We start from the raw sequence: 17,865 nt of genomic DNA, 5'->3' as shown, positions 1-17,865 counted from the left end.
GCCGCTTCCCGCCCGCTCACAGCCGCCTCCCGTAGTCCACCGGCCCGCTCGGCGCCTCGCCCACCGCGAGCCGAGCCCAGAACTCCTCGCCCCGCTTCGCCACGTACTCCGCGTGGTCCGCCGTCCCGTACACCCACTCCTCCAGCCACGCCCGCAGCCGCGCCGGGTCCGCGCTGATCGCGGACCAGGAACGGTAGAAGGCGTTGTCCCGGTCGTAGTAGCCCTGCGCGAACGAGGGATGCGCCCCGCGCGGGCAGACCACCACCGCGTCCACCGCGTGCGCCGGGACCAGCGTGCGGTTCGGGTCCGCGCGGACCACCTCGTCCGCCACCAGCTCCTCCACCACCACGATCGCCCGGTCCGCCGCGTACACGGCTTCGGCCTGGACCCCGGTCAGCCCCCAGATCTGGGTGTTGCCCCGGCGGTCGGCGCGCTGCGCGTGGATGATCGTCACGTCCGGGTTGACGGGCGGCACCACGTAGATCTGCTCGGGCCGGCCGTCCGGTCCCGGGTACGGCGAAGTGACCTTGCGGATGGCCGGGTTGACCGAGGGCAGGTCGCTGCCGCCGTACGAGCGCAGCGGATGGAACGGCAGCCGCTGCGCCCCCGCGACATACCGGCACACCATCCCGTAGTGGCTGTACTCCTCGAACTCCAGCGGCTCCGGATCGGCCCGCTCGATCCGCCGCCGCAGCTCACCGAGCGAACCGGCGGAGGAGTTGCCCACGAACGACGAGACCAGCCGCGTCACGCAGCCTGCCGCCAGCATCTGGTCCACCACGATGTCCGCCGTCATCCGCACGACGGTCAGATCCCGCCGGCCCTGCCGGATGATCTCGTGGCCCGCGGCGGTCGGGACGAGATGGGTGAAACCCTCCAGGCACACCGTGTCCCCGTCGCGCACATGGCGCGCGACGGCCTCCCGCAGGGAGACGACCTTGTCCGCGGCCCCGCCGTCGGCCGTCGTCCGTTCCACAGCGCTCCCCGGCCTCGGTGTGCAGGTCGCCCCACCGTGCCAGGGCCCATTGATCGGTGTCCAATACCGAATTAGGCTCGCATTGAGATGCCGGAGGTATCACCGGGGCGGCGCCCCGCCGGAGAGGACCGGGAAACCGGAAGAGGGCCGGGAAGAGGGGGACCCGCATGGAGCTGCGCCATCTGAGGGCCTTCCTCACCGTGGCCGAGGAACTGCACTTCGGCCGGGCCGCCAAGCGCCTCCAGATGGCGCAGCCGCCGCTGAGTCAGCAGATCCGGCAGCTGGAGAAGGAACTGGGCGTCCAGCTCTTCCACCGCAATACGCGCTCCGTACGGCTCACCGGCCCGGGGGAGGCGTTCCTCGATCCCGTACGGACGGTCCTCGACGACCTCGACACCGCCGTACGGGCCGCCCGCTCGGCGGGCCGGGGCGAGTACGGCCGCGTCACCATCGGCTTCGCCGGGGCCTCCAGCCACGAGACGCTGCCCCGTCTCACCCGCGCCGTGCGCGCCGCGCACCCCGGACTCGAACTGGTCATGACCGGGCAGACGTACGCCAACGTCGCGCTGAACCGGGTCGCCGACGGCTCGCTCGACCTGGGCTTCGTCCGGCTGCCGGTGAACCGGCCCGGGGTGGAGCACCGGGTGATCGACGAGGAGGAGCTGCTCTGCGCCCTGCCGTTCGACCACCCCCTCGCCCGGTACGACGCCGTGCCGCTCGGCGAGCTGGCGGACGAACCGTTCGTCTCCTTCCCCGCCAACACCGGCTCCACCGTGCGCGACGCCCTGACCCAGGCGTGCGAGAGCGCCGGATTCACGCCGCGCGTCGTCCAGGAGGCCCCCGACTCGTACACCATCATGGCGCTCGTCGCCGCCGGGGTCGGCGTCACCCTCACGGTCACCTCCGTACGCCACATCCAGCAGAGCGGACTCGTCTACCGGCCCCTCGCCGGACCGCCCATCCGCCTCCGGGCGGCCCTGGCCTGGCGGGCCGACAACCCCTCCGCCGCCCTGCACGCGGTGCTCGCCGTCGCCCGGGACGCCCTGCCGACCCCCGGAGCCGGACCGGTGATGGCGCCCGATTGAGACGCCGAACATCTCATGGAGAGGCGCATTCGGTATTGGACCGACTCAGTCACCGGATGCGAAGGTCACCCCACACCCGGCCCGTCCCGCGCCCCGCCCTCGGACCGTGTCCGCCCCGGCACCCCGCCCCCGCCCCCGAAGGAAGGCCCCGCCGTGCAGCCCGACGTCGTCATCTGCGAGCCCCTGCGCACCCCCATCGGCCGGTTCGGCGGGGCCTTCGCCCAGCAGACCCCGGCCGCGCTGGCCGCGCACGTCATCGCGGAGATCGTCACCCGGACCGGCATCGACCCCGCACGGGTCGACGAAGTGATCCTCGGCCACGCCTACCCGACCAGCGAGGCCCCCGCCATCGGCCGGGTCGCCGCTCTGGACGCCGGACTGCCCGCCACGGTCACCGGCTCCCAGACCGACCGGCGCTGCGGCTCCGGGCTCCAGGCGGTGCTGGACGCGGCGATGCAGATCCGGGCCGGGTTCAGCGACGTGGTGATCGCGGGCGGCGTCGACGTGATGAGCGCCGCTCCGTACTACACCCACGAGGGCCGCTGGGGCATCAAGGGCCCCGGCCTCCAGCTCCACGACGCCCTCGCCCGGGGCCGCGTCACCGCCGGCGGCGTCCACCACCCGGTCCCCGGCGGCATGATCGAGACCGCGGAGAATCTGCGCCGGGAGTACGGCATCAGCCGCGCCGACCAGGACGCCCTGGCCCTCCGCTCCCAGCGGCGCGCGGCCCGCGCCGCCGCCGAGGGCCGCTACGACGCCGAGACCGTCCCCGTCACCGTGCGCACCCGCAGGGGCGAGACGGTCGTCACCGCCGACGAGCACCCCCGGCCCGACACCACGGCCGAACAACTCGCCGCCCTGCGCCCGGTGATGGCGGGATCGGACCCGGACGCCACCGTCACCGCGGGCAACGCCAGCGGTCAGAACGACGCGGCCGCCGCCTGTCTGGTCACCAGCGCCGCGACCGCTGAACGCCTCGGACTCGTCCCGCTCGTCCGCCTGGTCTCCTTCGCCCGCGCCGGGGTTCCCGCGGCGACGATGGGCATCGCCCCCGTCACCGCCACCCGCACCGCCCTGGACCGGGCGGGCCTCACCCTCGCCGACCTCGACCTGATCGAGCTGAACGAGGCGTTCGCCGCCCAGGTCCTGGCCTGCACCCGGGAGTTGGGCCTCGGAGAGACCGACCACGACCAGCGGATCAACGTCAACGGCTCGGGCATCTCGCTCGGCCACCCGGTCGGTGCCACCGGAGCCCGCATCCTCGCCACCCTCACCCGCGAACTCCACCGCAGCCAGGGCCGGTACGGCCTGGAGACGATGTGCATCGGCGGCGGCCAGGGGCTCGCCGCGATTTTCGAACGCATCGCGGACTAGGCCTGTTCTCGCGCATACAAGTGGACACGATGTGAAGGGCTACGTAGGTTTTGGAGGTCTCGCAGGTCGATCGAACATAAGCTCGATGCCTGGTCCGGGAAGTGGACATGGACTCAGGCCCGGTCTGAGCGGTGATCCGGCTCGAACCGCCGCACCGTGCGCATCGGTTGCCTGCCTCTGAACGTTCGTGTTCCGCAGAGGTGCACGGGCTCTCCGAAATGGAGTGCTTCACCAACGATGGACAACCACCGTCGCAGAATCATCGGACCGGGGAGAGCCGTCTCGCGGTTCCTCTGTCTGAGCCTCCTTCCGCTGGCCTGCCTGGTCGGTCTGCTGAATCCCGTCCCGGCTGGCGCGGCCGCCCCGACGACGGGCAGCGCACAGGCTGCCGTAGCCGAACCAACGGATCGCGGACGGGTCTTGACCTTTTGGAAGGTCGGCGGCCCCGGTGTCCGGGCCGCCGCCGAAGTGGCACTGTCGGGCAGTGACACCGACATCGACCGCTTCCTCGCCGAGGCCGCCTCCAACGCCCACCAGGACGATCGGGTCGCCGCGGCCAATATCGCCAGCGTCGGAGGCCCGAACACCATCGAGGCGGCGCGCGCGGCGCTCGCCGGCTCGCAGGAACGGCTCAGGACCTTCCTCGACTTCGGATGGCGCGCGCCCCTCGAGCAGGACGAGCGGGTCCGGGCCGCCCAGGTGATCGATGCCGGCGGGCCGAACGTTCAGGAGCGGGGCAGGGCAGCCCTGGCCGGCACACCCGAAGCGGTACGGGAGTTTCTCGCGCGCGGTCAATACCGACTGCGCGAGCAGGACGAGCGGGTCGCCACGGTGCAGATCCTCAGTACAGGTGGGCCCGCTGTCCGGGCGGCCGGCAGACTCGCCCTTCAGGGTTCGCCCGAGGACATCAGCGAGTTCCTGGAAGTCGGACAGCATGTGGCCCGGGCGCGCGACCAGGAGCACCTGACGGTCGCCCAGCTCGCCGAACAGGCCAAGGAGGCCGGTCGGCAGGCGGCGGCCGAGACAGCCGCGGCCAAGACCGAGTCCGCCCGTGCCGTCGAGGCGTCCAAGCTGGCCAAGGCGGCGGCGCTCAGAGCAGCCGACGAGGCGTCCAAGGCAGCGGGCGACGCGAGCAAGGCCGCCAGTGCGGCAGGCCGGGCAGCGTCGGCCGCCACCCAGGCCGCCGCCGCCGCGCGTCAGGCCATCGCGTCCGCCGCCGCGGCGAACAACGCCGCCCGCATCGCCGCCAACGCGGCAGCCCAGGCGTCGGCCGCGGCTGCCGGTGCGGCCAGAGCCTCCTCCCGCGCCCGAAGCGCGGCAGCGGATGCGGCGACCGACGCCACGAAGGCCAGTGCCGCACGCCAGGCGGCGGACGAGGCTGAAGCCGCGGCGCGCGGTGCCGATGAGGGTGCGGAGGCCGCGGACCAGGCCACCAACGCGGCGAACGCGGCGGGGGACGCGGCGGCCGCAGCGCTGGCCGCCGGTGCGAATGCCACCGCTGCCGCCACGGCCGCCACTGAGGCCGGCGGGTACGCCGATCAGAGCGACGCCAGAGCCATCGAGGCCCGCCAGGCGGCCGCCGCGGCACGCCGCCACGCGGCGGAAGCGACCCGCGCCGCAAACGCGGCGGTGGCCCTGGCACGCAAGTCCGCTGTGGCCGCGGGGGAGGCGCGTGACGCGGCCCGGTCGGCGGCCGGGCATGCCCGTGCTTCGGCCAAGGCCGCCAGGGAGGCCGCCGATCAGGCGGGTCACGCCGAGACTGCCGCCGCGAAATCGAAGGCACACGCCGTCGCCGCCAAGGAGGCAGCGGACAACGCGACGGCGACCAGTAAGAAGGCGAAGGACATCTTTGCCCTGGCCCGCGAGGTCGAGGCCGCCGAACTGCAGGCACGCACCAACGCCGGCATCGAGCGGGCCAAGGACCTCAAGGCTGAGGAATCGGCCCGCATTGAGGACCGGCGCACGCAGGTCCAACTGGCGGCGGAGCGGGCCGCAGAGGCCCGAAGACTCGCGGCGGAAGCCGTACGCCCGGACGCGGACCCTGCGGCTGTGGCCCGGCAGGGGCGCCGCCTGGCCGTTCTGACGCTGACCGACGGTGGCCCCTGGGCCCAAGCAGCCGCCGAGGCGGCGGTCGCGGGTCCGGACGCGGAGGTCATCGCCTATGTGCGCGGCGGCTGGCTGGAGGCCGCCCACGAAGACGACCGGACCCAGGTGGCCCGTCTCTCCACGGACAGCCCGGTCCCGGCGATCAGCAACGCGGCGGAGCAGGCCCTCGGCGGGGACGCGGCCGCCGTCGCGGAGTTCCTCAAGACTGGCCAGTACCAGGCCGGTGAATCGCAGTACCGGATTCACATCGCACAGCTCGCCGACACCGGTGGCCCTGTGCTCAGTGACGCCGCCCGTGCCGCGCTGAATTCCCACTCCCTCGATTCCTACCGTGCGTTCCTGGAGACGGGCCAGCACAGCGCGCAGGTGCAGGACGACCGGGTCCGCGCGGCACAGCTCATGGACAGCGGAGGCCCCGAGGTGCGGTCCGCGGCACGGATCGCCCTGGAAGGCCCCGATGAGCTACTGCACCGCTTCATCGATTCAGGCCAGTACATGGCCCAGCGCAAGGATCTGCTGGCGGCGACGCACGTCGCACGCGTGCAGGGGCTTGTGGCGCAGGCAGCCGGAACGGCCGCCCGGGCCCAGCAGAATGCGGCGGAGGCCCACCGGGTAGCGGCGATCGCCCGTAAGGCGGCCGACGAAGCGAAGACGTACGCGGAGGAGGCCTCGGCCGCCTCGAAGAGTGCCGGTACGTACGCGGAGCAGGCCGCCCGGTCTGCCCAGGAGGCCGAAGCCTCCGCCGCCAGGGCCGCGGAGGCTGCCGCGACCGCCCGGCGGGCGGCGGACGCAGCCGGCAGATCGGCGGCCCGGGCCAGTGTCTCCGCGGCCGACGCCACGGTGTCCTCGGAACTGGCCCGGGCTTCCGCCACCACCGCCTGGGCCCACGCGAACAAGGCAAGAGAGTCCGCTGTCGCTGCGGGGAAGGACTGGGCCGCCGCTGACAAGGCGGCCAGGGATGCTTTCGGTGTCGCCATCGACAAGCTCAAGGCGGAAGCCGAGGCGGAACGCCGAAAGCTTCGGCAGGACACCCCGGCCGAACGCATGCGAAAATGCGGTCTTCTGGGGTGCCCGAAGGAGAACGATCCGTTCTACTGCGACCGGAAACCTCCTGGCGATCCCTTCTGCACCTCGCTCGCGATGGCCAAGGTAGTGGAACCCTATGCCCAGGCGATGTTCGAGCTCGGAGTGGCGATAGCCGGCCTCAGTCAGCTCAAGAATTGTCTGGACTACGATCTCGAAGCCTGCGCCGATCTGGCGCAGGACGCGGCCATCAACAACAAGATCAGGCTACTGAAGGGCGCCTACGAGGGCCTGCGCGCGTTGAACCGGATCTCCTGTGAGACGTGCTTCCCCGCCGGTACCAAGGTGCTCATGGCGGACGGCAGTCACAGGAACATCGAGGACGTCGAATGGGGTGACCTGGTTCGGGCGACCGACCCGGTCACAGGCCGCACGGCCGCGCGCAAGGTGACCCGCCTCATCGTCACTGAACACGACAAGCACTTCAACACCCTCACGGTGGGAACCCGCCAGGGGCCGGCCGAGTTGACAGCCACGTACGAGCACCCGTTCTGGAGCCCGTCACGCGGGAAATGGGTCGAAGCGGCCGATCTCGAAGCGGGCGACACCCTCCTCAGCGACGACGGCTCCCGGCCGGCCGTCCGGGGCAACGCGGCCTTCACCCAGCACGCCCGTACCTATAACCTCACGGTCGACGACCTCCACACCTACTACGTGCTGGCGGGCGAAACCCCTGTACTGGTCCACAATTCCGACTGCCCGCACATCGCTTTGGGGAAGTCGGAGACGGACGACAACCCGTTCGCCCTCGTCGAGTTCGCCATGGAGCATGGGGCGGACATGTACAAGCACTGGCCTGGCGACAAGCAGTGGTACACCCACGTAAAGGAATTTCTTTCCCAGGGGAACACCACGCGTATATCGTTCAACCTGGATGGAATCTCCGATCCCGTCGCTTATGCTGCGCGCGGGAAGAGCGTCAATCCTGCCAATGACTTCGAAGGGTTCACTGCCTGGGAGCTCTATCAGATCAGTCAATCCTCCCACGCGTGGGATAGGATCACCTGGTATCGAAACGGAAAGAAGGTCGACACCCCCTTTGAGTAAGAACGATTCTGTGCCGGTGATCTTCGAATCCAACCTCACGTTCCGGGTGTGGAGATACGGAGTCGGGCACTCGCAGCTCCTCCTTCGGGCGGCTTCAGGGGAGTCCGAGGATGAAGGGGTGGACCTTCTCTTCGAAGGAGTCGCCGCCATGCAGCTCGCCATGCGATACGAGGAGTTGCGGCTGCATCCCGTGGACGGGAAAGAATTCCGGGAGGTCTTCGACAGCTCTGGTGTGGACGAGAAGTGGCGAGATTCCTTCGTCATCGTCCGCCTGAGTTCCCGATCAGGCGGGGGCTACGTGCAGTGCGCGAAGATCACAGCTGAACGAAGGCGCCCCCAGGGCGGTTCGGGGCACGATCAGGACGGGCCGCGCGACCTGATCTGGAGTCTGCGTCCGTAGCTTGACCGCGTCGAACTGACTGCCGTAGACGCAGACGCAAAGGTCCGGCCGGACAGTCCCCGCTGCCCGGCCGGACCTCGTTCTCCCGTGGGAGCTCTGTCAGCCCTGATCAGTCCCGCGCGCTGCGGGCGCGGCGCATCAGCACCGCACCGCCGAGCAGGAGTGCGGCGCTCGCGCCGGCGGCCATCCCCAGGTCGGCGGCGCCGGTGTCGGCGAGGTGCGCGCCCGGAGTGTTGGGTCCGGGCGTGTTGGAGCCGGGGGTGTCGGTACCGGGGGTGTCGGTCGGCGGCTGGTACACCGGCGGCTCGTCGACCGGCGGCTCGTCGACCGGCGGGTGGTCGACGGGGGGCTTGTCCACCGGCGGCTTGTCGACCGGGGGCTTGTCCACGGGGGGCTTGTCCACCGGCGGCTTGTCGACCGGCGGCTTGTCCACGGGCGGCTTGTCGACCGGCGGCTTGTCCACGGGCGGCTTGTCGACCGGCGGCTTGTCCACGGGCGGCTTGTCGACGGGGGGCTTGTCCACGGGGGGCTTGTCGACCGGCGGGTGGTCGTGCTTCGGGCCGTCGGCGTTCACGCACTTGTTGCCGAAGGCCGGATTCAGCAGGGCGATCACATTGACGGTGTTGCCGCAGACGTTGACCGGGATGTGCACAGGCACCTGCACGGTGTTGCCCGAACCGACCCCCGGTGAGCCGACCGCCGCCCCCTCGGCTGTCGCGTCGGCGTGCGCGGTGCCGCCCACCGCCGCCAGGAGGCCCGATGCGGCCGCCATGACGATCATGCTTTTGTTCAAGACCTGTCGCATTACTTGCCCTTCCTTAGGACATTCGCGAGGACATCGCGTGGGTGCTTCGTACGCGGACCGGGCTGTCGTGGGGCGGAGCCGCAGCACAGCCGGAACCCGCGGGACGCCATGGTGAAAGGTGGTGAAGACGTGCACGCTGGACGACTGTCCTAACGACTCGGGAGTGAGCGGGAAACTTGGAGTTGAGGGGAAAATGTGTCATCACCCGAATAGGTGGTGTCCCTCATCCCCGTCTGCCCCTGCGGAGAGAGCGAGAAAAACGATTCGCCGTCAACTGGCCGTCTGTTGCACGGTATTGACCGCGCATTTCTTCCTCGACGGAAGAGGCCGGGCATCGGAACCGGTGACCGTCGATCACCCGTTCGGGCGAACGCGGGCAGGGGAGGGCGTGCGCATTTCCTTCACGAACGGGGCGCCGTGCGAAACAGGGGGCGTGACCGTTCCCCGCGTCCGGCATTCGGGTGAACGCGCGCAACCAAAAGGCCCCGGGCCGGGTTGGTCAGGGCGCTCCGCCACGGGGCAATCAGTGCGAGAAGGGTTAATCGTGATCAAGAAGGTTCTGGCTACGGGCGCTGTCGCCGCCTCCGTCCTCGGTCTCGGCGCCACGCAGGCCATGGCCATCGCCAACGACGGCGGCACCACGACGGTCAACGGCAACGGTGCTTCGCAGGCGTACGGCAACTCCGAGACCCACGGTGACTGGAGCCCGCAGTTCGCGCTCATCCAGGGCTCGCTCAACAAGCCCTGCATCGCCCTGCCGGCCAAGGCGAACGTCGGTTCGCTGATCGGCATCGTGCCGATCGCCGTCCAGGACATCAACGTCCTGTCCTCGCCGCAGAACCAGCAGTGCACCGAGAACTCCACCCAGGCCAAGGGCGACGAGGCCCTGTCGCACATCCTGGAGGACATCCCGATCCTCTCCGGCAACGGCGCCGGCAACAACTGATCCGCGGCCTCCCGACCCGGGCCCGAGCCCTCGGCGTTCCTCCACCGAGCGGCTCGGGCCCGTTGCTCTGCCCGGGCGCGGGGCCCCCGGCGCCCTGCGCGTTCTCCTCGGCGCGGCACGCCGGGCGTTGCGGCATTCGGGCGTATATCCGGGAATTCGCCCGTCGAACAGTTCCTGTTCCGGACGTTCATCGTTACGTAGGACAGCGCCGGAGTCGTGAGAGATCAGAACCTGACTCGGGCGGCCACGACAGTCGTGGCCGCACCGGACTCCGCCGAGGAAAGGGTAGAGAAGTGAAGTACACCAAGGTTGCCGCAGTCGCCGCCGGTACGCTCATGGCGATGGGCGTCGCCGCGCCGGCCATGGCCGACGCCGGTGCCGGGGCCGTCGCCGCGCACTCCCCGGGCGTGCTGTCCGGCAACATCGTCCAGGCCCCGATCCACATCCCGGTCAACGTCTGCGGCAACACCGTCAACGTGATCGGCGTGCTGAACCCGGCCTTCGGCAACACCTGCGCCAACGTGTGACCTCGTGACCGGCCGGGCCGCAGGCCCGTGTATCCGGTGGCCCCGGACGGCAGATGTCGTCCGGGGCCTTTCCCGTGCCGTATTCACCACCGTTCGGACAGGTGGGCGAGACCGGAGAAAAACGGTGTCCCACAGTTTCCCGAATACGCACTGATCGTTGATCAGAGGGAAAGCGGCAGAAGACACAGGCAAAGAAGGCCTTGTGTGCGGCACGGAAACGTGACCGAAGCAGACGCCGCGCGGAAGGGAACCAGAAAAGTGAAGTACGCGAAGACCGCCGCCCTCGTTGCCGGTTCCGTGGCCGCCCTCGGAGCGGCCGCCCCCGCCTTCGCCGTTACTACGCCCACGGCCCCCAACTTCAGCCTCGACGGCGGCCTCAACCAGGTGATGGCCAGCGCCCCGCAGGTCGTCGACCCCCTGGTGGACACGGCCGCCGAGACCACCGGGACGCTCTCGGAGAACGGCACGGTCGGGAAGTTGGCGGGCCGGGCGACCGGCGCGGTCGAGGGCGCGGCTCCGCTGCTGGGCGGCGTCCCCCTCGGCGGCTGACCGCCGCGACACGGCTGATTCCCCAGACTTCTTCGTCTGATCCGCATCCGTACCCAGAAGGGCTTTTCCATGTTCAAGAAGATCATGTCCTCGGCGGCCGTCGCCGTCTCCATCGTCGGCGTCTCCGCCGCGGCCGCCCCCTCCGCCATGGCCATCGCCAACGACGGCGGCACCACGACGGTCAACGGCAACGGTGCTTCGCAGGCGTACGGCAACTCCGAGACCCACGGTGACTGGAGCCCGCAGTTCGCGCTCATCCAGGGCTCGCTGAACAAGCCCTGCATCGCCCTGCCGGCCAAGGCGAACGTCGGTTCGCTGCTGGGTGTCGTGCCGATCTCGGTCCAGGACATCAACGTCCTGTCCTCGCCGCAGAACCAGCAGTGCACCGAGAACTCCACCCAGGCCAAGGGCGACGAGGCCCTGTCGCACCTGCTGAACGACATCCCGATCCTCTCCGGCAACGGCGCCGGCAACAACTGAGACCGGGAAGCCCGGGTCCGCACCGTCCGACCCGCGTGGGGCCGGTCCCTTCCCCCGTCACGGCGACCGTTCTTCGCCGTGACGGCCGGGGCCGGCCCTTCGGGGTGCGCGGACCCCGCTGTACGGGAGCCTCCGGCCGGGGCATCCGGTTGGGCCGGATGCCGTAGCCCCGGCTGACGATCCGGGCCGGGCCGGGTAGGGCCTCCCCATGGATCCGTACGACAGTCAGACCTCGCAGCGTGGTGAGCAGTACCCCGCACCGACCGGCACTCCGATCTACGACCGGCTCGTCGCCGAATGGCGGGCCGCCGGCGGCGACCACCCCTTCGCCGAACCGGCCCCGGGCGCGGCCCCGCGCCGCGGCGTCGGGTTCGTACCGGCGGCGCGTACCTCGGAACCGGCCCCTGGGAACTGAGGAAACCGTCGTTCTTGCGCCGGAAACAACCCATTTGAGTGGTACCGCGCAACCGATCAGGGGCAGCGGCAGTTGATCAGTACGTTCCACAACGGAACGCTCCGAAAGGTGAAGTTGATGAAGAAGATGATGGCCGGCGCTGCAGTGGCCGTGTCCCTGCTCGGTCTGTCCGCGGCCGCGGCCCCCACGGCCATGGCGATCGGCAACGACGGGGGAACCACCACCCTCAACGGCAACGGCGCCGAGTCGGAGATCGGCAACGCGGAGACGGAGGGCGACTTCAGCCCGCAGAGCCAGCTCGTCCAGGGCACCCTGAACAAGCTGTGCGTGGGCCTGCCCCTCAAGGCCAACGTCGGTTCGCTCGTCGGCATCGTGCCGATCGCGGTCCAGGACGTCAACGTCCTCTCCAACCCGCAGAACCAGCAGTGCGCCGACAACTCGACCCAGGCCAAGGGCGACGAGCCGCTGTCGCACATCCTGGACGACATCCCGGTCCTCTCGGGCAACGGCGTCGGCAACAACTGACGCTCCCCAGCCTGAAGCGTTGACCGCGGGCGGTCCGGAGGGTCACTCTCCGGGCCGCCCGCCGCCGTTCCCGCGACTGACCTGCACGCCGTCCGCGGCGACGCGGGGGCGGCACACCTGCCCGGGCGTACGGAAGCCGCGCGCACGGGCGAGGCCCACCGCCCCCTGCGGGGCGGTGGGCCTCAACGGGTCTCCGGGGCGGCGGGGCCGGCGGCCTCAGCCCAGGGACCGGACCGGGAGGAGGCAGTGCGCGGCCGAGCGGACGACGTCCTCGTCCGTGACGAAGGCCCGCAGCCGGTCCTCCCCGACCGGGAGCCCGGGTACGGCCTCCGGCCACGGGGTCGTGGCGAACATCCCGTACACCTGCCCCTGCCCCCGGGCCGCGGCCAGCCACTCCGCGGGTGCGGGGTACTGCGCCGAGAGGTGAGGCAGCGTCAGAACGGCCTGCCCCGCCTGGACGAGGAGCTTCGCCTGGATGCCCGGAGTCTCGGCCGCGTCCTGGATCGGACCGCCGACACGCAGGCCCGCGCGCCCCAGGGCGGCGCGCATCGCCTCGCGGCCGACCACCGGACCGTCCTGGCCGTCACCCAGCGAGTAGGCGAGGAGGAAGGCGGTGTCCTGGTCGGCGCCGGGCTGCCGGCCGCTCCAGCCGATCAGGATCTGCGTGCCCAAGTGGGCCTGGGTGAACGTGCCGACGGGGGCCTGGGGTGTGGTCATGCTCGGCACCCTAACGGCCGCGGACCGGGCCTCATGCACCCGTATCACTCGATAGAGGGAGATCTGCGGCTGAGCCCGGAGAAAAGCCCCGGTCCCGCAGCGCCGCGGAAAACCCGTTGACGGCGGTCCCCGGGTGAGCGCTAGGGTGATGTCCGTTCCGCACGCGGCGCTGACGTGTGCGACCGGAAGCCCGAGGAACCAGGAGGTGAGGACATTGATGACTGTCGTTGCGGTGGGCACTGCCCACAACCGGAAGAGCATCGTCCTCATCCCCGTGGCCACCGGCTGACCTCCTTCTCCCACTTCTCCGCGCCGAGCGCGCGTGCCGGGGCCACCCTGTGAAGGGTTTCCCTTGTCTTTCTCGTTCTCTTCTTCCTCCACCGTCTCTTCCTCGCACCCGCTGGCTCCGTACGGCTGGGACGAGGACTGGGCGGCGGCCTTCTCCCCGTACGCCGAGCAGGGCCTCGTGCCCGGCCGGGTCGTGCGGGTGGACCGCGGCCAGTGCGACGTGGTCACCGCCGACGGCACGGTCCGCGCCGACACCGCGTTCGTGGTCCCCCGCGACCCGATGCGGATCGTCTGCACCGGCGACTGGGTGGCGCTCGACGCGGACGGCGACCCCCGGTTCGTCCGTACGCTGCTGCCGCGCCGGACCGCCTTCGTCCGCTCGACCTCCTCGCAGAGGTCCGAGGGCCAGGTGCTCGCCACCAACATCGACCACATCGCCATCTGCGTCTCGCTCGCCGTCGAACTGGATCTCGGCAGGGTCGAACGGTTCCTCGCGCTCGCCCTGTCCAGCTCCGAGGGGGCCGCGCTGCTGGGCGAGGGCACCGGCGGGGCGTACCGGCCCCAGCCGATCGTGGTCCTGACCAAGGCCGACCTCGTACCCGACGCGGCCACCCTGTCCCACCTGGTCCAGGACATCGAGGCCATCGCGCCCGGCGTCCAGGTGCTGCCCGTCAGCTCCACCACCGGCGAGGGGCTCGACGTGTTCGGCGCCATCGTCTCGGGCGGCACGAGTGTGCTGCTCGGCATCTCCGGCGCCGGCAAGTCCACCCTGGCCAACACCCTGCTCGGGAGCGACGTGATGGAGGTGCGGGCCGCGCGGGACGTGGACGGCAAGGGCCGGCACACCACCACGACCCGCAACCTGCTCGTCCTGCCGCAGGGAGGCGTCCTCATCGACACCCCCGGACTGCGGGGGGTCGGGCTCTACGACGCCGGGGCCGGGGTCGGGGAGGTGTTCTCCGAGATCGAGGAGCTGGCCGCCGACTGCCGGTTCCACGACTGCGCCCACGAGGCGGAGCCGGGATGCGCCGTCCTCGGCGCACTGGAGGACGGCACCCTGCCCGAGCGGCGGCTGGAGAGCTACCGCAAGCTGATCCGCGAGAACCAGCGGATCGTCGCCAAGACCGACGCGCGGGTACGCGCCGAGATCCTGCGGGACTGGAAGCGCAAGGGCGCGGAGGGGCGCGCGGCCATGCAGGCCAAGCGCGGCCGGGTGCGGTAGCGGTCCGGGGTCGGGCGTCGGCCGGGTGCGGTAGCGGACGGGGGGCCGGGCGCCGACCGGGTGCGGTAGCGGTCCGGCCCCGGCTTCGACGTCCGAAAACCGCGAGTCCGGGGGCTCCGGCTGCCGCACACTGGACGGTGTGATGGACGAACGGACCCGGTACGAGGCGGTGAGCAGCCGTGACGCACGGTTCGACGGCGCGTTCTTCTTCGCCGTCGTGACCACCGGCATCTACTGCCGGCCGAGCTGCCCCGCCGTCACACCCAAACGCGCCAACGTGCGCTTCTACCCCACCGCGGCGGCGGCCCAGGCGGGCGGCTTCCGGGCCTGCCGCCGCTGTCGGCCGGACGCCGTCCCGGGCTCCGCCGAGTGGAACGCCCGCGCGGACGTCGTCGGCCGGGCCGTGCGGCTGATCGGCGACGGCGTCGTGGACCGCGAAGGGGTTCCCGGCCTCGCCGGACGGCTCGGCTACAGCGCCCGCCAGGTCCAGCGCCAGCTCACCGCCGAGCTGGGCGCCGGGCCCGTCGCGCTCGCCCGCGCCCAGCGCTCCCACACCGCCCGGGTGCTCCTCCAGACCACCGGGCTGCCGGTGACCGAGATCGCCTTCGCCGCCGGGTTCGCCAGCGTGCGGCAGTTCAACGACACCATCCGGCAGATCTACGCCCGCACCCCCAGCGCCCTGCGCGCCGAGGCCGGTACCGGCCTGGGCGGCGGACGCCGCGAGGGGCTGCGCTCCGGCATCCCGCTGAGGCTCGCCCATCGGGGCCCGTACGCCACCGCCGCCCTGTTCGACCTGCTGGCCGCCGAGGCGCTCGCCCGGGTGGAGGAGGTGGGGGGCCCGCCCGGCCGCCGCGTCTACCGGCGTACCCTGCGGCTGCCCTACGGGTGCGGGATCGTCGCGGTCGACGAGGCCCCGCCGGGCGGCCCCTGGCTGGAGGCCCGCGTCCACCTCACCGACCTGCGCGACCTCACCACCGCCGTCCAGCGGGTGCGCCGGCTGTTCGACCTGGACGCCGATCCGTACGCGGTGGACGAGGCGCTGGCCGCCGACCCCCGGCTCGCCCCGCTCGTCGCCGCCCGCCCCGGGCTGCGTTCGCCGGGCGCGGCCGACCCGGAGGAGGCCGCGGTACGCACCCTGGTCGGGCGCGCGGAGGCCGAGGAACTGGTCGAGCGGTACGGGAAGAGGCTGGACCTGCCGTGCGGCGGGCTCACCCACCTGTTTCCGGAGCCCGGTGTGCTCGCCGACTCCGCCGAGGACCCGGCGCTGCGGGCCTTGGCGGCGGCGCTCGACGACGGCGTGCTGCGGCTGGACGCCGGCGCCGACCGGGACGAGGCGGAGCGGACCCTGCTGACGCTGCCCGGGATCGGCCGGCGTACCGCGGCCCTGATCCGCATGCGGGCGCTCGGGGACCCGGATGTGGACCCCTGCGGAACGCCCGGCGCGGAGCGGTGGCGGCCCTGGCGCTCCTACGCCGTACGCCACCTGGAAGCGGACGCGGCCCCGCACCCGAGCTGACGCCCCGCCCCACCCGGAAGTCCCGAGGCCCCGGCCGGGAGCCGGGCCCGGACCGCCGGGGCTCCCGGACGGCCGGGGCTCCCGGACCGCCGGGCTCCCGGACCGGCCGGGGGCGGTGGCCCGCCGTCCCTCCGGCCTCCCGGGGCCCCGGTCAGCCCCAGAGCACCGCCCCCAGCCAGGCGCCCGCCACCAGCAGGCAGCAGAACAGCTCCACCAGCACCGCGTAGCCCGTCGCCCGCATCACCGAGCGCACCGATGTCCAGGCCGCGCCCCGGCTGCCCAGCCGCAGCCGCTCCGCACCGAAGACGGCCCCCACGTATCCGAGGACCCCGCCCACCACGGGCACCACGAAGAAGCCCACGATCCCCGCCACCCCGCCGAGCACCAGAGTCCGGCGGGGCGCGCCCGACTCGCCCGGGCGGCGCGGCGGCAGCAGCGGCTTGAGGGACTGGTTCACCAGCATCAGCGCCGTCGCGCCGATCAGGACGCCCCACGCGGTCGGGGTCATGTCCGTCAGCGCCCACCACAGCACCGCGGCCCAGACGATCGCCTGACCCGGCACACCCGGCACCAGCACCCCGACCAGACCCAGCAGCAGGACCAGGCCCACGGCGACGAGCTGCCACACACTCATCCGACCAGCCTGCCCGAGAGCGCCCTGCTCCGCCCGTCAGCACACCCCGGCCACCTGCGCGGATGCGGCGACGGGCCCGGGCCGGGCCCTCAGCCCCCCGGAGGGGTACGGGCCACCCAGCCGCGCTCGTACGCGTGCCAGCCCAGCTGGAGCCGCGTCGAGACCCCGGTCAGCTCCATCAGCCCCTTCACCCGCCGCTGCACGGTCCGCAGCCCCAGATCCAACTGCTTGGCCACACTGGCGTCGGTCAGCCCGGCCAGCAGCAAGGACAGGATCTCCAGGTCCGTCGGGTCGGGCCCGGCCCCGTCCTCACGCACCCCGCCGTCCTCGCCCAGCCGCAGCGGCATGGCGTCGCGCCACACCGACTCGAAGAGGCCCATCAGCGACTCCAGCAGCCCGCTGGCGTGCACGACCAGGGCGGCGGGCTCCGCGCCGCGCCCGGTGAGCGGGACCATGGCGAGACTCCCGTCGGCGACCACCAGCTTCGTCGGCACCCGGCCCACCACCCGGCACTGCTCGTCCCGGCTCAGCGCCGCCGACAGCTCCATGATCCCGTACGGCGTCGACAGCACCTCGCGCTCGACCACCACCCGGTAGCTCACCCCGCGCGAGGCCGCCCGCTCCTCCGACTCGTTCTCCATCCCGGTCACCACGGCCGGCGTACCCGTCACCAGGGCGCACACCTCGGACGCCGCCCCGAGCTGCAACTGGTGGAAACGCTGGGAGACGGCGCTCGCCCCCGTCACCACCTCCACCAGGTCGTGCACCGCCGGCTGGCTCGCCTCGGCCCGGTACTCCTCGGCGAGGAGCGCGGACGCCAGCTCCGCCTGCTCCAACTCGTGCCGCTGCTGGATCAGCAGCGCGCCGAGCGCCACCCCGGGCGGGGCCGCCACCCACCGGCCGGGCCGGGCCGACGACTGGGCGGCGAGCCCCTGCTGCTCCAGCCGCCGCAGCACCCGTTCCGCATCCGCCTCCGGCAGGGCGAGGCGGTGCGCCAGATCGGTCAGCTCCGCCGCCCCCGCCGCGACGAGCGCGCGGTACGCCGCCTCCTGCCTCTCGTCCAGACCCAGGGCCCCCAGCATTCTCCCGACCTCCCCGAACGTGCTGATCGCGCACGGTGGCGCCCCTGCGGCCGGGCCCCGGATGGCGGGAAAGGGCCACGGCGTAAAC

17 protein-coding genes are annotated in these 17,865 nt (G+C 72.0%); 12 read left to right on the top strand and 5 right to left on the bottom strand.

Translation table 11 applies throughout. The features are described 5' to 3' along the window. Nucleotides 1-16: 16 nt before the first annotated feature. Nucleotides 17-976 (bottom strand): CoA transferase subunit A, encoded by a 960-nt coding sequence (locus ACH4K1_RS05560; protein ID WP_398086939.1) that lies wholly within the window; start codon nt 974-976, stop codon nt 17-19. A gap of 167 nt (nt 977-1,143) precedes the next feature. Here ACH4K1_RS05560 and ACH4K1_RS05555 point away from each other — a divergent pair, with 167 nt between their 5' ends. From ACH4K1_RS05555 to ACH4K1_RS05540, 4 genes are all read left to right on the top strand, one after another. Beyond that, nucleotides 1,144-2,061: a LysR family transcriptional regulator gene (locus ACH4K1_RS05555; RefSeq protein ID WP_398086937.1), complete on the top strand. Its 918-nt coding sequence runs from the start codon at nt 1,144-1,146 to the stop codon at nt 2,059-2,061. A gap of 153 nt (nt 2,062-2,214) precedes the next feature. Then, the gene (locus ACH4K1_RS05550) at nt 2,215-3,435 is read left to right on the top strand and encodes an acetyl-CoA C-acetyltransferase (protein WP_398086935.1); all 1,221 of its coding nucleotides are present in this window, start codon (nt 2,215-2,217) and stop codon (nt 3,433-3,435) included. A 237-nt stretch (nt 3,436-3,672) separates the two neighbouring features. Beyond that, nucleotides 3,673-7,671, top strand: coding sequence for a polymorphic toxin-type HINT domain-containing protein (locus tag ACH4K1_RS05545; protein ID WP_398086933.1), 3,999 nt, complete (start codon nt 3,673-3,675; stop codon nt 7,669-7,671). A gap of 118 nt (nt 7,672-7,789) precedes the next feature. Beyond that, a complete protein-coding gene (locus tag ACH4K1_RS05540) occupies nt 7,790-8,071 on the top strand; it encodes a hypothetical protein (RefSeq protein ID WP_398086931.1) in 282 nt (93 codons plus the stop codon). A gap of 109 nt (nt 8,072-8,180) precedes the next feature. Here ACH4K1_RS05540 and ACH4K1_RS05535 read toward each other — a convergent pair whose 3' ends face one another. Further along, on the bottom strand, nt 8,181-8,876 hold the full coding sequence (locus tag ACH4K1_RS05535) for a chaplin family protein (protein WP_398086929.1): 696 nt from the start codon (nt 8,874-8,876) through the stop codon (nt 8,181-8,183). Between the two features lie 544 nt (nt 8,877-9,420). Here ACH4K1_RS05535 and ACH4K1_RS05530 point away from each other — a divergent pair. The 6 genes from ACH4K1_RS05530 (at nt 9,421) to ACH4K1_RS05505 (ending at nt 12,318) form a co-directional block, all read left to right on the top strand. After that, nucleotides 9,421-9,822, top strand: coding sequence for a rodlin (locus ACH4K1_RS05530; protein ID WP_398086927.1), 402 nt, complete (start codon nt 9,421-9,423; stop codon nt 9,820-9,822). A gap of 293 nt (nt 9,823-10,115) precedes the next feature. Next, nucleotides 10,116-10,349 carry a chaplin gene (locus ACH4K1_RS05525; protein WP_073766998.1) on the top strand — a complete coding sequence of 78 codons (234 nt, stop codon included), beginning with the start codon at nt 10,116-10,118 and terminating at the stop codon, nt 10,347-10,349. A gap of 258 nt (nt 10,350-10,607) precedes the next feature. Continuing rightward, nucleotides 10,608-10,898, top strand: a complete 291-nt coding sequence (locus tag ACH4K1_RS05520) for a hypothetical protein (RefSeq protein ID WP_398087437.1) — start codon at nt 10,608-10,610, stop codon at nt 10,896-10,898. A 69-nt stretch (nt 10,899-10,967) separates the two neighbouring features. Further along, a complete protein-coding gene (locus ACH4K1_RS05515) occupies nt 10,968-11,378 on the top strand; it encodes a rodlin (RefSeq protein WP_073766994.1) in 411 nt (136 codons plus the stop codon). Between the two features lie 208 nt (nt 11,379-11,586). Then, complete coding sequence (locus tag ACH4K1_RS05510) at nt 11,587-11,793, top strand: hypothetical protein (RefSeq protein ID WP_398086926.1); 207 nt, start codon at nt 11,587-11,589, stop codon at nt 11,791-11,793. A gap of 117 nt (nt 11,794-11,910) precedes the next feature. Beyond that, entirely contained in the window at nt 11,911-12,318 is a 408-nt protein-coding gene (locus ACH4K1_RS05505; protein WP_398086924.1) for a rodlin, read from the top strand. A 216-nt stretch (nt 12,319-12,534) separates the two neighbouring features. Here the strand turns inward: ACH4K1_RS05505 and ACH4K1_RS05500 are convergent, their stop codons facing one another. Then, nucleotides 12,535-13,035 carry a DUF5949 family protein gene (locus tag ACH4K1_RS05500; RefSeq protein ID WP_398086923.1) on the bottom strand — a complete coding sequence of 167 codons (501 nt, stop codon included), beginning with the start codon at nt 13,033-13,035 and terminating at the stop codon, nt 12,535-12,537. Between the two features lie 352 nt (nt 13,036-13,387). Between ACH4K1_RS05500 and rsgA the strand changes: the two genes are divergently transcribed. Next, entirely contained in the window at nt 13,388-14,545 is a 1,158-nt protein-coding gene (rsgA, locus tag ACH4K1_RS05495; protein ID WP_398086921.1) for a ribosome small subunit-dependent GTPase A, read from the top strand. Between the two features lie 142 nt (nt 14,546-14,687). After that, on the top strand, nt 14,688-16,061 hold the full coding sequence (locus ACH4K1_RS05490) for a DNA-3-methyladenine glycosylase 2 family protein (protein ID WP_398087435.1): 1,374 nt from the start codon (nt 14,688-14,690) through the stop codon (nt 16,059-16,061). A 151-nt stretch (nt 16,062-16,212) separates the two neighbouring features. Here the strand turns inward: ACH4K1_RS05490 and ACH4K1_RS05485 are convergent, their stop codons facing one another. Both ACH4K1_RS05485 and ACH4K1_RS05480 read right to left on the bottom strand, forming a co-directional pair. Next, complete coding sequence (locus ACH4K1_RS05485) at nt 16,213-16,695, bottom strand: DUF456 domain-containing protein (RefSeq protein ID WP_398086919.1); 483 nt, start codon at nt 16,693-16,695, stop codon at nt 16,213-16,215. Between the two features lie 89 nt (nt 16,696-16,784). Continuing rightward, entirely contained in the window at nt 16,785-17,777 is a 993-nt protein-coding gene (locus tag ACH4K1_RS05480) for a helix-turn-helix domain-containing protein (RefSeq protein WP_398086918.1), read from the bottom strand. Between the last annotated feature and the right edge of the window lie 88 nt (nt 17,778-17,865).

Source organism: Streptomyces sp. NPDC017448, assembly GCF_044330565.1.
GTDB lineage: Bacteria > Actinomycetota > Actinomycetes > Streptomycetales > Streptomycetaceae > Streptomyces.
The sequence above is the reverse complement of the archived record's forward strand: the minus strand, read 5'-3'. Positions and strand labels throughout refer to the sequence as shown.

Coding starts and splice junctions, on each gene's coding strand:
- ACH4K1_RS05555 (WP_398086937.1), top strand. CDS start 1,144: ATGGAGCTGCGCCATCTGAGGGCCTTCCTCACCGTGGCCGAGGAACTG.
- ACH4K1_RS05545 (WP_398086933.1), top strand. CDS start 3,673: ATGGACAACCACCGTCGCAGAATCATCGGACCGGGGAGAGCCGTCTCG.
- ACH4K1_RS05535 (WP_398086929.1), bottom strand. CDS start 8,876: ATGCGACAGGTCTTGAACAAAAGCATGATCGTCATGGCGGCCGCATCG.
- ACH4K1_RS05515 (WP_073766994.1), top strand. CDS start 10,968: ATGTTCAAGAAGATCATGTCCTCGGCGGCCGTCGCCGTCTCCATCGTC.
- ACH4K1_RS05510 (WP_398086926.1), top strand. CDS start 11,587: ATGGATCCGTACGACAGTCAGACCTCGCAGCGTGGTGAGCAGTACCCC.
- ACH4K1_RS05505 (WP_398086924.1), top strand. CDS start 11,911: ATGAAGAAGATGATGGCCGGCGCTGCAGTGGCCGTGTCCCTGCTCGGT.
- ACH4K1_RS05500 (WP_398086923.1), bottom strand. CDS start 13,035: ATGACCACACCCCAGGCCCCCGTCGGCACGTTCACCCAGGCCCACTTG.
- ACH4K1_RS05490 (WP_398087435.1), top strand. CDS start 14,688: ATGGACGAACGGACCCGGTACGAGGCGGTGAGCAGCCGTGACGCACGG.
- ACH4K1_RS05485 (WP_398086919.1), bottom strand. CDS start 16,695: ATGAGTGTGTGGCAGCTCGTCGCCGTGGGCCTGGTCCTGCTGCTGGGT.
- ACH4K1_RS05480 (WP_398086918.1), bottom strand. CDS start 17,777: ATGCTGGGGGCCCTGGGTCTGGACGAGAGGCAGGAGGCGGCGTACCGC.